The sequence below is a fragment of the Micromonospora sp. NPDC000121 genome (assembly GCF_042899165.1).
Classification (GTDB): Bacteria; Actinomycetota; Actinomycetes; order Mycobacteriales; family Micromonosporaceae; genus Micromonospora.
In genome coordinates this window covers 869777-884594 of sequence record NZ_JBIAZP010000002.1, presented here as the reverse complement: position 1 = coordinate 884594, position 14818 = coordinate 869777, and the positions used below count along the sequence as shown (strand labels likewise).

Here is a 14818-nt window from a genome sequence, read left to right as displayed (position 1 = left end):
AACGGAAAGATCCACTCCTGGCGGGCCGCCGAGATCACCTGCACCCCGCCATGATCCACCATGGACCGGTCACCGAGTTACGAGACGTCCCTTAGTCGGACCACCCTTTCACCGAATGACCAGGGCCTACGCTAGGAAAGACCCCAAGCAGAACCTTACCTCCGAAGACTATTCCCAAGCACCTAGGGGAGGATCCGCAGCAACTCCTTGCACCAATCGCTCAATTGCTTCCGGAGCTCGCCCTAGGCGAGCAATAGTTTCCGCCAAGACATAGATCACTCCGCCTTCATCAATAGCAAGGAAAAATCTTCCATGACCAAGTTCTCCGACAGGAAACAGCCTTCCGCCGACAAACTTGCCGAGTTCACGAAACCTGTCATCCTCGCCAATCGCAAGCGTCGGATCGAATTCAAACGGCTCGCGTGCGCACGAAACTCCTGGACCCTCAACCTCAGAAGCAAGCCCTCCGAACTCGGAAAGAAAGTCACTAGCCGCTTGATGCATCCGGAACCATCCCGACTCCTCCAGCTGCAACCGCCACGGAGCTGTATCGATGTTGCGCCCGCGCTTCCATCCCGCAGCACGGAGAATCCGTGCAGTTTCGTCAGAAAAATCACTCACTTCACTTCGTCTTCCAGCGCAGGCTAAACATTCGGCTTAGAACTTGACAACTTGGGCAAGGTCCGATGCCACGTCCATGATTTCCGTTGGCGGGGCTACGGATCAGGACGGCCGCTGCCGAAGATCCGGTGGGATCAATCCCCTCGCTTAACGCCTCGCTAAGACACTGAGGCAGACCGCACTGTCCATGACCCTTTCCACGCTGCGACGTCGGAATCGCGTTGAGGGCTGCCTGCACGTCTGGATGCAGTGTGGGGGTGCCACCCTTCATGCTAGTTTTCGCAATCATCTGGCCACTGGGCAGTTGTATCGCCTCTGCAACCTGCGGGCGCGGGCGATCCGACTGGGCCCTGTCGGCCTCGGCCCGTGCCGCCGCGATCGGACATTCGTCGGGGTTAGTGTTGTGTACAAGGACCGGCGTTGCCCCTGCCAGGACATAGTAGGTGTGAACGCCTTCGATGGTGAGGTTGTGGACCCGCTGGTGTTGGGTCTGATGCTTGACGGCGGTGACCTGAACCCAGGTGCCAGCGGCGGTCTGCAACCACATGCCCGCCTTGAGATGCTTGGCAGTGACCCAGACACCGGCGTCTGGTACCCAGAACGGGTGTCCGTCGGTGGCCACGATCGTGCCGGTCTTCCGCCCAGTCTCGCCGTCGGTGTCGACAGCGATGCTGTAAAGGTGCTTGATACCGCTTCCGGTGATCACCTTCGCGACCGGTCGCCCCTGCACGGACTCGGACTCGACGTCCTCGGCTGCGACCTGGTCACCGACCTTCAAATCCTCGATGGCCTTCGTGCTCCCGTTGGCAAGCAGTACCTTCGTGCCTGGCACGAAGCTGTTGCAACTCTCCTTGGTCGGCGCAGGCTTGGTGGTGTCGCCCTTGCCTGCCGAGGTGCTCGGGGTGCCGTTGGTGGCGTTGTTCGCGGTTTTGGCGGTGTCGGTGGCGTTGTCGACGTTCTTCGCGGTGTCCGCGGTCGCGGTGGCACCGTCGTAGATCTTCTTGCCCGTCTTGCCGAACTTGACCGCCGAGGCTCCGTACCCCGCCAGAGGAATCGCTGAGGACATCGACAAACCGGCGTCGACGTAGTTGCCCTCGGCCAGATACCAGATGCCGTTGGCGACGTCGGCGACCTCACCGACCACCGGCACCAGGCCGACCACGTCCAGGGTGGCGTGGCCGACGTCCGACCACGACATGCCCCACAGGTGCCCGTCCAACTCCACGAAGCTGATCGGGTTACCACCGGCGAACGAGTACCGGTTGCCCGTGTACGGATCCGTCGCCAGACCCATGTCCGCCATCGCGCCGCCGTACATGTCCCGCGTCAGGAACCGGTTCAACCCCGGGTCGTAGTTACGGAACCCCATGTCGTACGTGCCCGAACCCGAATCCCAACGCGAGGCGTTGAACCGGAACGCGTTGTACGGCTCCTCACCCTCCGGCTGCGCACCCGGCTTGTCCACACCCGTGAACTGCGACTCGTCGTCCTTGCCGTACGCCGTGTAGCCGTACGTCGCCCGGGTCTTGCCGTCCTCCTTCGTGATACCGATGACGTCACCGCGCGGCCGGTAGATGAACTGCGAGTACTCCCGGCTGCCGTCGTCGGAGTGCTTGATCTGGGTCAGCTGCTGACCCCACGGCGCGTACTGGTAGGACTTCTTCGCCTTACCGGCGACCTCCTCCCGCAGCACCTGGTTGTCCATCCCCAGGTACGTGAACACCGTCGTCTTGTCGCCCACCGTCTGCGACACCGTCCGGTCGAACGGGTCGTACGCGTAGGTCGTCGACTTCGCGGTGGCCCCGATGCCGGCGGTGGTCTTCGCCGTGCGGTCGAACCCGTCGTAGTAGTACTTCTGCGCCCGCTGACCACCGACCGACACCGTGTCCAACCGACCCAACGGGTCGTAGTTGTACGTCGACGTCACGCCGCCGGCGGTGGACGAGTGCAGCCGGTTCCGGTCGTACTTGCTGGTGCTGGTCGCGTTACCGATGGTCTGCGACACCACGTTGCTGTTGGCGTCGTAGACGTACGACTCGGTCGACGTGCTGTCCCCGGTCTTGTCGACGCGGGTGACCCGGTCCTGCGGGTCGTAGGTGAAGGTGTAGGTGTTGTCGATGTGGTCCGCCGTGTTGTCGGCGTTCATCAACTTGAGCACGTCCTTGGCCGGGTGCCCGTTGGCCGAGTACTCCAACGAGTGCTCCGCGATCGTCACACCGGCCGAGGTCTTCTCGATCTGGTGCTTGGTCGCGCCGTCCAGGTAGTACTGCAGGTCCACCGTGTTGCCGTTGGGCTTGGTCTGCTTGAGCAGCTGCCCGCGGGCGGTGTAGGTGAAGGTGGAAATCTGCTGGTTGCCCGCCGTCGCCGAGTCGGCGTTGGTCACCTTGGCGACCATGTCCCGCTCGTCGTACTCGATCTTCGACCAGGTCAGGTCGTGGGTCGAGGTGGCCGGGTTGCCGTTGGGGTCGTAGGTGAGCGCGGTGGTGTTCTTCAGCGTCGTGCCGGCGAACTCCTTCACCGTCTCGATCTGGTTGAGGTCGTCGTAGCCGATCTCGTACCGGTCCCTCGTCGCACCCGGGCTGAGGTCCTTGACCTCGACCAGGAGCCCGTTCGGGTTGTACCGGTAGGTGAACTCCTTGCGCTCGTTGTCCGTGTCGGCGGCGTTGTCCCGCACCAGCTTGACCGCGTCGGCGAGCACCTTGCCCGTCGCCGCGTCGGTGAGGGTGATCTTCTGGATGCCGTCCTCGATGAACGGGTAGCTACCGAGGCTCACCCACTGGCCGGTGTTCTGCGTCTGGTTGACGGTCTTGACGACGCTGCCGCCGTCGTGGGTGACGGTGAACTTCGCGTCCGTGGCCGCCCCGCTGACCTGCGGGTAGTGCACGAACACCTCGTAGGTGCCGTTACGGGGGACGGTCAGCTGCCAGTTGAACTGGGCCGCGCCGCTGCCGGCCGGGGCCGTGCTCACGTCGTAGCCGTACTGGCCGGCCGCCGCGCCGCCGGTCCAGGTGCCCTGGGTGGCGGTGTTGTGGGTGTCGGAGTTGTCCACCAGGACGACGTCCCGGCCCACCGGCAGGCCGTCCTCGGAGCGGGCCTTCTCGTTGCCCGAGAGGTAGTAGTCCCAGGTCATCGTCCGCGAGACCGACCCGCCGGCCGAGGTCAGCGTGTTCTTGGTCTGCTGGCCCAGCTCGTTGTAGTCGTACGAGTTGACGATGTCCCACGGGTCCTTGGCCGTCTTGGTCCACCCGTTGTCGTAGTAGGTGTACTCGGTGATGTTGCGGACCGTCTGCCCGTCCGACGGCGGGGCGCTGACCTTCGTCAGGTTGCCGATGGCGTCGTAGGTGTAGATGGTCTTGTCGGGCGTGTTGTAGCGGCTGTCGTCCTTGTCGTACGCCGTCCAGGTCTCCTTCACCCGGTTCAGCGAGTCGTAGACGTTGACCGTCGCGAAGTCGTCGGCGTCGTCGGTGGTGTTCACACCGCGCGGGGTGATCACCTTGGTCGAGTTGCCGACCTGGTCGTACTCGTACTTGGTGGTGCGGTGGGTGATGGTGCCGGCGGTGTCCTTGCTGTGCGGCACCTTCGACTCGACCAGCGCGCCCCGGGCGTCGTACGTGGCCAGCGACTCGTTGCCCTCGGCGTCGGTCGTGGCGACGGTCAGGCCGTCCTTGTCGTACCGGGCGGTGGTGAACTTGCCCAGCGCGTCGGTGGTCTTGACGACCCGGTGGTTCAGGTCGTACTCGAACTTCGTGGTGAAGTCCGTGGTGTCCGCCGACGCCACCTTCTTGGCGTCGTAGAGGACGGTGATGTTGCCGACGTTGTCGTACTCCGAGCGGACCTTCTGGCCCTTGAAGTTCGACACTTCGATCGGCTGGTAGATCGCGTCGTACGTGGTGGTCGTGGTGTAGTCGCCGACGGTCGAGGTCAGGTTGCCCTGCGGCTCGGTGACGGTCCGGACGTTGCCGACCTTGTCGTAGGTCGTCGTGGTCCTGCGCTCCGGGTCGGTCGCCTCGTCCTTCGGCGCCAGCGTCTCGACCACCTGGTCGGCCTTGTCGTAGACCGACGTCGACTCCGCCCCGTTGGACGCGTACGCCTTGACGATGTTGTCGTTGGCGTCGTACACCGGTGCCGGCGTGGTGATGAACCGGCCGGCCGCCGCGTCGAGCGGCTCCACCATGGCCAGCGGACGCCCGAAGGTGTCGTACGACTGGGTGACCTTGGCGTTGCCGCCGTTGCGGACCTCCGTGACGTTGCCCCGCGCGTCGTAGACGAAGTACGACTTGCCGGTGCCGGCGTCGGTGATGGTCCGCGGGTAGCCGCTGACGTGGAAGTCGCTGTAGGCGGTGATGTTGCCGTTGGCGTCCTTGACGCTCTCCAGCTGCCCCCACTCGTCGTACGTGTTGGTGGTGGTGTAGTCACCGGCGGTCGCCGAGGCGGTGCCCAGCGGGTCGGTGACGGTGTGGACGTCGCCCTCGGCGGTGTAGCCGAAGGCCCACTTCCGCCCCTCGGGGCTGGTCTTGGTGAGCACCTCGGCGACGTAGCCGTTGAGCTGGCGCTGGTAGGTCAGCACCGTGCCCGGCGTGCCGTTCTTGACCGCCTCGGCGTCCTTGATCTCGGTCGGGTAGCCGGTCTTGGCGTCGTACGCCCAGGTGGAGACGGCCAGGTTGGCCTCCTCCAGCCGGACCACGTTGTGGTCGTCGTCCCAGCCGAACTTGGTGGTCTCGTTCTTGGCGTTGGTGGTCTGGTACGGCCGGCCGTAGCCGTCCATCTGGTACGCGGTGGCGTGGTTCTCCGCGTCCGTGACCGTGGTGTTGACGTTGTTGCCCTGCGGCCCGTCCGGGTCCACGTACGCGAACTGCGTCAGGTGGCCGAGCCGGTCGGTGTAGGACTTGGTGGTCCAGTGCCACTTCGGGTCGTCGCCGGTCTGCGGGTAGTTGTAGGTCAGCCCGGTGGCGTTGCCCCGCGGGTCGGTGACCTTGACGAGCTTGACGTTCTTGTTCCCCTGCGTCATGTCGTAGGCGAACTTGAACGTCTTCGGCTGGCTGGCACCGGCACCGTCGACCAGCTCACCCAGCAGACCCTTGTCCGTGTAGGTGAAGGTGAGCTTCCGCCCCGAGACGTCCGTGATCTGCGAGATGTGGTCGATGATTTTCGGGTTCGTCAGGTTGGTCGCGGATTTCCGCGTCCAGTCGGCGTCGTCGATGTAGTCGAACGCCTGACCCTTGGCGTAGTAGTCGATCGTCAGCGTCTGCCGGCCGGTCGGGTCGAGCAGGTACTTGAGGAACTTGGTCGGCTTGTTGTTGGACTTGCGCTCCTCGTACACGAAGCGCATCTCGTTCTGGTTGTTGTCCACCACACTGGAGAGGAAGCCCTCGCAGTCGTAGAAGAACTGCGTCCGGTCGGGCTTGGTGAGCACCCAGGCCTTCGGCTCCTGCGTGTTGGGCCTGCAGTCGAGGGTGGTGACCTTCTGCAGGTGCAGGTGCACGCCCTTCGGCGCCTTCCACTCCCCCGCGGCGGCGTCCCAGGTGAACCAGTGGCTGGTGCCGTCGCCGTCGGTCAGCGTGACCTTCGTCGGGTTCGGGTTGGGGTGGAAGTCCAGCGGCGTGCCCAGGCGCATCATCGACGACGCCTGCAGCGACCAGCCGTAGCCGGCGACCGTGTCGCTGGTGTCCAGCGAGTTGTACGCCAGCCGGACGAAGGTCGACAGGCCCCGCGACGGGTTGCTGAACGCGTTGTACGACCAGACGGTGTTGCCGGCGTACAGGTTGTTCATCAGGGTGCCGCCGGCGCCGGTGTTCTTGCCCGCGTACGAGTAGAACTTCTCCAGGCCGAGCTGGTCGGAGGTCGGCTCCTCCACCGCCACGTTCTGCGGCAACGGCTTGATCGGGGTGGTCTCCGAGAGCCACTTTCCGGAGATCTTGTTGCGCAGCTGCCACTGGAGGACGTACTCGGTGCGCTTGTTGCCCTCGGTGGACGACGGCGGCGTCTTCACCTGCGCGGTGACGTCGACCGTGCCACCCGGCGCCACATCCTTCGGGAGCGCGCTGCGCAGCTCAAAACTCTCGTCAGTGGCGTCGACCAGGGCACCAGTCTCGTCCCGCCGCTTCCAGTCGTACGACAGCTCCCAGTCGCTGGTGTTCCACGCCGCGAGCAATGGGTTCGACACGGTTACCGGGAGGGTGTACGTGGCGTTGGGCGTCAGCGTCTGCGGGGTCGAGGCGGCGTAGTAGGTGGACTCGGCGGTCTGCTCGAGGTAGGTGACCTCGAGCGTCGGCCGGAGCAGCCGCTCCGGAGCCTCCGAGCTGAGCATCATGACCCGCTGGTTGTCGGCCGCCTCGTTCTTGAACTTGAGCAGCAGACCGAAGTTGTTGGCGGCGGGGTTGAGCACCCACTTGGCGGCTGCCTTTGTGACGTCCCAGGTCTCCCACTCCGGGTCGTTGGTGTACCCGTTGAAACCGGAGAGTGGAGTCGGGTCGTAGTTGCCGCCGCTCCACGACACGCCTGTCGAGGCCTGGTTCCAGGTAGCGGTGGTCTCGCTGAAGTTCTGCCTCAGCTCGTGCACGTCGACGGTGCCGCTGTCGGGGTCGTTCGGCCCGTAGTTGTAGGCGGTCCAGAGCCGCAACTGCGCATCGACGACCTTGGCGTTGCTGGGAATGCCCGAGAGGTTGGCGAACTTGATCAGGCTGCGGGTGTCACCGTAGACCGTGGAGTTGTTGCCAACCCCGACGTACGGGTCACCGTCGTAGACGCTGAGGTTCTGGTTCGGCACGAGAGAGCCGATGTTGGTGTCGATCACGTCGCCGGCCGTGGCCCCGCGGCGTATGATCTTGGTGATCTGGCCCGCCTTCGGCAGCATCACCGGCTGGGTCGGACCGGCGATGAGCTGGCCGTCCCTGGTCTTGACCGCGACCATGTAGTAGTAGAACTTGCGGTCCATGGGGTTGGTGTTGTCAGCCGCCGTGGGCACCGCGGTGGTGTCCTGATGGGACCGGGCGGACTCCGAAAGCGGCGCGATCAGGGTCGCCGCCGTGGGCGCGAAGACCTGGAACACGCTGCGGTGCACCTGGTATTCCACGACGTCGTCATTCGGCGAGGTGGACGGGTCGACGTAGCCGGGCCAGGTCAGAACGGCGCCGGTGGAGGTGACGGTCGTGGGCGGATCCACCGCCACGCCCGGGCGACCCCAGGTCACGATCAGCCTTGGCAGGTTGTAGTCCCGCCGGTCGTTCATGTAGCGGTACTTGGACGCCTCGAAGATCGGGCCACCCCGCTGCTTCGTGGCCTCGTCCACCGCCTTGACCACGAAGCCGTGATTGGCGGTGCCGTTCAGCCACTGCTGCACGACGTCCCTTACGGCAAAGGAGTTCCAGGCACTCGAGACAGCGCGAGGCTTGTTGGACACGCCCCACCGCGTGAAGCGCACCGCGTCGGCGATGACGCTCTTGCCCGCGACGTCCTTGAGCACGACCTTGCCGGTGGTGCCGGCGTTGAACCGGTATGTGCCCAACGTGGCCCAGGCGCCACGGCCCACGGGCGAGGCCTGGTTGACCGGCGGAGCGTTAACGGTGCCGTTGGCGTGGGTGACGGCGTAGGTGACGCTCGTCCGGTCCGTTTCCCCGACGTAGTGCGCCTCGACCTTGTAGTCCCCGGTCTCCGTGATCGTCGGCGTCCACGTGTGCGTGTCTCCGGCGACGGGGTCGCTGTTGTACCGGTAGTCAGACTTGACGGCCAGCGGGGTCAGCTCCGTGTTGCCGGAGTAGTTCCAAGTACCAGTCACCGAGGTGCCAGTGTCGCCCTCGTCGAGCTGCACCAGATTGCCAGCCGCCGTCGACGTCATGTTGGCGTTCATGTTCTGCCAGGTCGCGCTCTCCTCACTCCATTCCGTAGTGACGCGCCGGGCCTCCATCAGGACGTCGTACTCCCAGTCGGTGTGCGTCTGGTCGTAGTACATCTCCAGGCGCGCGTCGTCGATGGCAGTACCCTGCGGGATGACGCTGGGCGACAGCGGAAACTTGATCAGGGAGCGCCAGGCGTAGGCGTCCGTACCGACCTTCAGCTGGTAGGTGCCGCCCTGCGGAGTGGTCGCGGCGCCCTGGTAGATCTGGGTCTGCTGGGCGGCGTCCGGCACCGGACGGATCTGGATGGTCGGGTCGATGACGACCGGGTAGACGCGGGACTTGTCGGCGAGCCAGCCGGCGTCCGCGCTGAGCGTGATCGTCGACGTGGCGCCGGACTGGATCACCCTCTGGGTGACCTTGTCGCTCCACACCTTGCCGTGCGGCGAGGAGCTGTCGTCCTTGTCGTCGTGCATGAACGGCGGCGGCATCACGAAGACCGGCTCGCCACCGTCGGGGCGGAGGAACGCGATGGAGCCGTCCGGGCGCTGCTGCGCGGTGAGGCCGGCGGTCTCCAACGTGAAGGTGTACGACGCCGGCCCGCTCGGGGCCTCGCGCAGGACGATCTTCTCCTTGAGCGCGGTCGCGGTGACGTCGTAGACGACGTCGGCACCGCCGGCGAGGCCGGGATAGGTGACCGTGGAGCCGGAGACCTTCGGGGTGACGCCCTTGGCCGCCCCGGCCAGGCCCAGCTCGATGCTGCGGCCGTCGCGCTCGAAGCGCACGAGGTCGTCGGAGCTGTCACCGAAGAGGCTGGTGAAGGAATTGGTCCGGTTGCCCTGGACGTATCCCTTGTCCTTGGTCGGGCGCACCGTGGTGTCGATCGGCTGGAACCGGCCCTTGTCGTCCTTGTAGTGCAGCGGCAGCGACGAGATCTCCGCCTGCGTCCGGCCGTCGGAGAGCTGGTATACGCGGCTGTTCTCGGTGCGCTTGCCGGTGAGTTCCTTGACCCGCTTCTGCGGAGGCCAGGCCTTCGCCGGCGGCGCCTTCTCCTGGACCGTGAGGCCGGCGCCGATCACCTCTGGCTTCGCCGGACGCGATCCGCCGTCGACGAGCCCCTTCGCGGCGTCGCCGAGTCGGGACAGCAGGCCGTCGTCCTCGGCCGCGGTGGCGGCGCTGTCCGGTTCCCGCTCGGACAGGACCTGGGTCCCGCCCAGAGTGGCGGCCAACGCCACCACCAGGCCCGCGATCAGCGGGCCCCTTAGTTTTCTCTTCACCCGTCACCCTCCGGTCAAGGGCCAATACGACGGGTAGAAGTTAGGAGTGGCTCATATACCGCCCGCTATCGTCCGACTACTACGGCAACCGACTCCGGCGGGATCGCCGAGGCGGGCCCGATCGGTGGCGACGGCGGGGAGTTCCAACGCCGCCATAGGCGACCAGCCGTGCCGGCCACTGGGCCGACACGGCTGGGGGATCCGCGGGTTCGCGTCGACGGCGAGCGTCAGTAGCGGTCGAGGTTCGCGTACGGGCTGATCACGATGCGCGGCGACAGCGCCGGGTTGAGCCACTTCAGCACGGCGACCAGGTTGGCGTGCGAGAGGCTGACGCAGCCGGCGGTGGGGTTGCCGGCGCTGGTGCTGAACTCGTGCAGGAAGATGCCGCTGCCCGCGTACGGCACGGGCTTCGCCACGTTCGGCGGCATGTTGTAGGTGATCACCGCGAAGTGCGTGTACGCGGGCGTCTCCTGCCACAGCGCCTCGCTGTAGCCGCCGGGGTTGGTGGCGCTGTGCTGGAAGGTGTTGTAGAGCGGGGACTCCGGGTTCTCGTTCCACCAGTCGCCGCTGACGAGGCGGTGGTACGGATAGCGCACGCCAGGGTTGGCCCCGATGCCGTACATGGTGGGGCCGATCGAGTAGACCCCGGTCGGGGTGGTGGGCACCCCTTCCACGTGGTTGTCGCTGAAGCCCTTCGAGCCGACCCGGGCGGGCAGCGCGGCCGACACCCGCCGCCAGTGGCCCAGCACCTTGGCGTACGTCTCGAGGGTCGCGTAGGTGGTGGTGTAGCTGGCGCCGCCGACGATGATGACCTGCTTGCACTCCACCGGCAGCGTCCGCAGCTTGGCGGCGCGGTTGTTCGGGTCGACCCACATGCGCCGGTCGCTCGGGTAGCGGGCCACCGTCGTGGTGGCGCTCCAGGCGTCCCGGGTTCCCGGGCCCGCGGGGGCCGCGGAGGCACGGGTCGCTGGGGCGACGACGGCGGACGCCGCCGCGCCTGCGGCGGCAATGAGGAGGTTTCTCCGGTTCATGCCGGACATCCTGGCAGCCGGCGCACGTTTCCGTGGTCCCCTGGCATCAGATTTCCTGACCCCTCGACGTCGAGCCGGGGTGGAGGAGGCGTGTCCGCTGGGGCGGGTCAGGACCGGGTCCGCAACTCCCCGATCCTGACCCCCAGCCGTCCGGCGTGGTAGCGGACATCACCGAATGAGCGCGCGGGCGTGGCACGCCGCCCACGCCGGGCTCAACACGGCGAGCCTGCCGCCTGCACTCAGCTCCACGGTGCCCAACTACCGGACTTCGGCGCGCCCCCGACTCACCCCGACGAGCCGTGAGCGCCGGATCAGGTTAGGCGCGCGTCTGCGGGCCGGACAAGGACGAACCGGGTCCGAGCGAGCGTGATTGATGTCAAGGTGAAAAAGCGGCATGTCGACGTAACGCGACCCTGCGGACCAGCGCTGTTTCCCGTCGAGGCGACCACTGTGCCGGGCCCTCGCCCCGGCGTCCGCGACCCAGCGTACGGCTCAGAAGTGGAGCAGCAGTTCGGGGAACGCGGACAGCCGCAGCACGCCTCGGTCGGCCGGGTCCAGCTCCTCGTGCTCCAGCACCCAGGTGTTGTCGTTGGGGATGAACACGGCGTTCATGCCGGCCGCGCGGGCGGGCAGGATGTCGGACTTCGGGGAGTTGCCGATCATCCAGGCGAGGGCCGGGTCGATGTCGTGCTCACGGGTCAGCCACCGGTAGGTGTCGACGTCCTTCTCCGGCACGATGTGCGCGGCCCGGAAGTGGTGCAGCAGCCCGGAGGCGTCGAGCTTGCGCTGCTGCTCCTCGGGCTCGCCCTTGGTGAGCAGCAACAGCTCGTGCCGGCCGGCCAGGTCGTCCAGCGCCTCGGCCACCCCCGGCATCAGTTCCACCCGGTGCTCGGCCAGCGCCGCCGCCAGACCCTCGATCTCGCGCCGCTCGGCCTCCGTGGCGGGCCGCTGGCGCAGCCGCTCCAGGCACTCCGCCAGGCTGCGCAGGAAGACCTTGCTGCCGTAGCCGTGCGCGACCGTGTTGGCCCGCTCGATGTCGTCCAGGATGGCCCGGGTCTCGGCGCGGTCGAGGGTGGGATGGTCCAGCCACTCCAGGAAGTCGTCGATGACCCGTTCGAACAGGACGTTGTTCTCCCAGAGCGTGTCGTCGGCGTCGAAGACGAGCACCTGCCCGCCGCGCCGGCGCGTCGTGTCTGCCATGGCTTTCCTCCCGTTGACGGCCGGCGCCACGGTACTGCGCTCGGCCGGCCCGGTCATCCGGGTTCCGCCGCCCGTCGTGCCGGTGACCGGCGCCCGGAGGGGCACCGCCCCGTCAGCGGCGCAGGGTGAGGATCAGGTCGGCGACCAGCGCCGTCCAGCCGGTCTGGTGCCAGGCGCCCAGGCCCGCCCCGTTGTCGCCGTGGAAGTACTCCGGGAAGCAGATCAGGTCCCGCCAGTCCGGGTGGGTCTGGAAGAGCTGGGCGGCGCCGTAGATCGGCCGCCGGCCCCAGCCGTCGCGGGTGAACAGCGAGATCAGCCGCGCGGAGAGGTCGTCGGCGATCTCGTCGAGCGTCCGCTTCACCCCCGAGCGGGTCGGGTACTCCACCTGGAGGTCGTCGCCGAAGAACGCGGCGTAGTCGCGCAGCGCGCTGATCAGCAGGAAGTTCGTCGGCATCCAGATCGGGCCGCGCCAGTTGGAGTTGCCGCCGAACAGGCCGCTGGTCGACTCGGCCGGCTCGTATCCGACGCCGAACTCCTGGCCGCCGAGGGTCACCGAGAACGGCTTGTCCAGGTGGGCCCGGGACAGCGTCCGCAGGCCGTACTCGGAGAGGAACTCGTCGGGGTCGAGCATCCGGGCCAGCAGCGGGACGATCTGCTCCGGACCGACCATGGACAGCAGCCGGTGCTGGCGGCCGTCCGGGCCGAGCCGCCGGGCGCCGACCACGTCGGCGTACTCGGGGCGGTTGGTGAGGAACCAGCGCAGCCGGGCGCCCAACTCGGGCAGCCGGTGCAGGGTACGCGCGCTGAGCCGGGTCGTCGCGGCCAGCGGCAGCAGGCCCACCACCGAGCGCACCTTCAGCGGCACCTTCGTGCCGTCGGCGAGCCGCAGCACGTCGTAGAAGAACGCGTCCTCGTCGTCCCACAGGCCCTGCTCGTACGCGGCGGCGGCGATGTAGGCGAAGTGCTCGAAGAACTTGGTGGCGGTGTCGACCCAGGTGCGGTCGTGCTCGGCCAGCACGATCGCGATGTCGAGCAGGTTGAGGGCGTACATGGCCATCCAGCCGGTGCCGTCGGACTGCTCCAGCACCCCCGCCACCGGCAGCGCCGCCGAGCGGTCGAACGGGCCGACGTTGTCGAGCCCCAGGAAGCCGCCCTCGAAGACGTTGTTGCCGCCGGTGTCCTTGCGGTTGACCCACCAGGTGAAGTTGAGCAGCAGCTTGTGCATCACCCGGGCCAGGAAGTCGTGGTCGCGGCTGCCGTCGATCTCGAACACCTTCAGCGCCGCCCAGGCGTGCACCGGCGGGTTCACGTCGCCGAACGCCCACTCGTACGCCGGGATCTGCCCGTTGGGGTGCAGGTACCACTCGCGGAGCAGGAGCAGCACCTGTTCCTTGGCGAAGCCGGGGTCGACCCGGGCGATGCTGACGCAGTGGAAGGCCAGGTCCCACGCCGCGTACCAGGGGTACTCCCACGGGTCCGGCATGGAGATCACGTCGAAGCTGTTCATGTGCCACCAGGCGCTGTTGCGCCCGTGCCGGCGACCCGGTGGCGGCGAGGACCCGGGGTCGCCCTCCAGCCAGCGCTTGACGTCGAAGTGGTAGAACTGCTTGCCCCACATCAGCCCGGCGATCGCCTGCCGGGCGACCAGGGCCTCGTCCGGGGTCGCCGCGGCCGGGATCACGCCGGCGAAGAACCGGTTCGCCTCCGCCCGCCGGGCCCAGACCACCGCGTCGAAGCCGTCGCCGAGGTCCGCCGGCGGGGGCGGGGTGCCGCCCGGCGGCGGGGCGGTACGGGTCAGCCGCAGCCGGATCCGCCGCTGCGCGCCGGCCGGCACGTCCAGCACGTAGTGCAGGGCGCCCTTGGTGCCCTCCCGGGCCGGGTTGACCGTCGCGGCCCCGTTGACGACGTGGTCGTTGATGCCGTCCTTCGGATAGCGGGAGCGGCTCCGTAGCCCCCAGAGCCGCTCGGCGTTGCTGTCGTTGTCGCAGAGCAGCGGTGTGGGCTCGCCGTCGCCCTCCAGCAGCAGCTGGCCGAGCACCCGGTGCTCTCCGACCAGCCGGGACCCCTCGCCGACCAGCCGGGGCACCCGGTCGCCGCCGGGCAGCCCCCACGCCCAGGTGTTGCGGAACCAGAGGGTGGGCAGCACGTGCAGGGTGGCGGCCCGGTCGCCCCGGTTGGCGACGGTGACGACGACGCACATGTCCGTCGGGGTCGCCTTGGCGTAGTCGACGGTCACCGCCCAGTACCGGTCGTCGTCGAAGATGCCGGTGTCGACCAGCTCGTACTCGGTGTCGTCCCGGCCGCGCAGCGCGTTCACCGCGACCAGTTCGTCGTACGGGAAGGCGGCCTGCGGGTAGTGGTACCGCCAGCGCATCCAGGAGTGGGTGGGGGTGGAGTCCTCGTACCACCAGTAGTCCTTGGCGTCCTCGCCGTGGTTGCCGCCGTCGCCGCCGAGGCCGAACATCCGCTCCTTGAGGATCGGGTCCTTGCCGTTCCACAGGGCGAGGGCGAAGCAGAACGCCTGCCGGTCGTCGCAGACGCCGGCCATCCCGTCCTCGCTCCACCGGTAGGCTCGGGACCGCGCGTGGTCGTGCGGGAAGTAGTCCCAGGCCGTACCGTGCTCGCTGTAGTCCTCCCGTACCGTCCCCCACGCCCGTTCGGACAGATAGGGACCCCATGCGCGCCAGTCCTGCTCCCCGGCGTCGGCCTGAGCCAGCCGGAGCCGTTCGGGGTCGGGCGCGCGGTCGTCGAAGGGCGGCACGTCGGTGATCACTCGCACATCTTCGACGCCGCCGGAGGACTTCACCACACGAGCCATTCTTGTCGTGGTCTGTCGCACGCCGCCGCCGGTGGAGGA

The 14818-nt window shown here is 67.4% G+C and carries 5 protein-coding genes; all 5 read right to left on the bottom strand.

What is annotated here, in order from left to right:
• Window positions 1-168 precede the first annotated feature (168 nt).
• Window positions 169-621: an SUKH-3 domain-containing protein gene (locus ACFY23_RS10575; RefSeq protein WP_350819566.1), complete on the bottom strand. Its 453-nt coding sequence runs from the start codon at window positions 619-621 to the stop codon at window positions 169-171.
• A 1-nt stretch (window position 622) separates the two neighbouring features.
• Window positions 623-9730, bottom strand: a complete 9108-nt coding sequence (locus ACFY23_RS10570) for a DNRLRE domain-containing protein (RefSeq protein ID WP_350819568.1) — start codon at window positions 9728-9730, stop codon at window positions 623-625.
• 227 nt (window positions 9731-9957) lie between these two features.
• Window positions 9958-10761 (bottom strand): L,D-transpeptidase family protein, encoded by an 804-nt coding sequence (locus ACFY23_RS10565; protein WP_350819569.1) that lies wholly within the window; start codon window positions 10759-10761, stop codon window positions 9958-9960.
• A 492-nt stretch (window positions 10762-11253) separates the two neighbouring features.
• A complete protein-coding gene (locus ACFY23_RS10560; protein WP_350819570.1) occupies window positions 11254-11961 on the bottom strand; it encodes an HAD family hydrolase in 708 nt (235 codons plus the stop codon).
• A 112-nt stretch (window positions 11962-12073) separates the two neighbouring features.
• The gene (locus ACFY23_RS10555; protein ID WP_350684844.1) at window positions 12074-14779 is read right to left on the bottom strand and encodes a glucosidase; all 2706 of its coding nucleotides are present in this window, start codon (window positions 14777-14779) and stop codon (window positions 12074-12076) included.
• Window positions 14780-14818: the final 39 nt, after the last annotated feature.

Excerpts from the sequence above, each read along its gene's own strand:
- ACFY23_RS10565 (WP_350819569.1), bottom strand. The coding sequence starts at position 10,761 with ATGAACCGGAGAAACCTCCTCATTGCCGCCGCAGGCGCGGCGGCGTCC.
- ACFY23_RS10560 (WP_350819570.1), bottom strand. The coding sequence starts at position 11,961 with ATGGCAGACACGACGCGCCGGCGCGGCGGGCAGGTGCTCGTCTTCGAC.
- ACFY23_RS10555 (WP_350684844.1), bottom strand. The coding sequence starts at position 14,779 with ATGGCTCGTGTGGTGAAGTCCTCCGGCGGCGTCGAAGATGTGCGAGTG.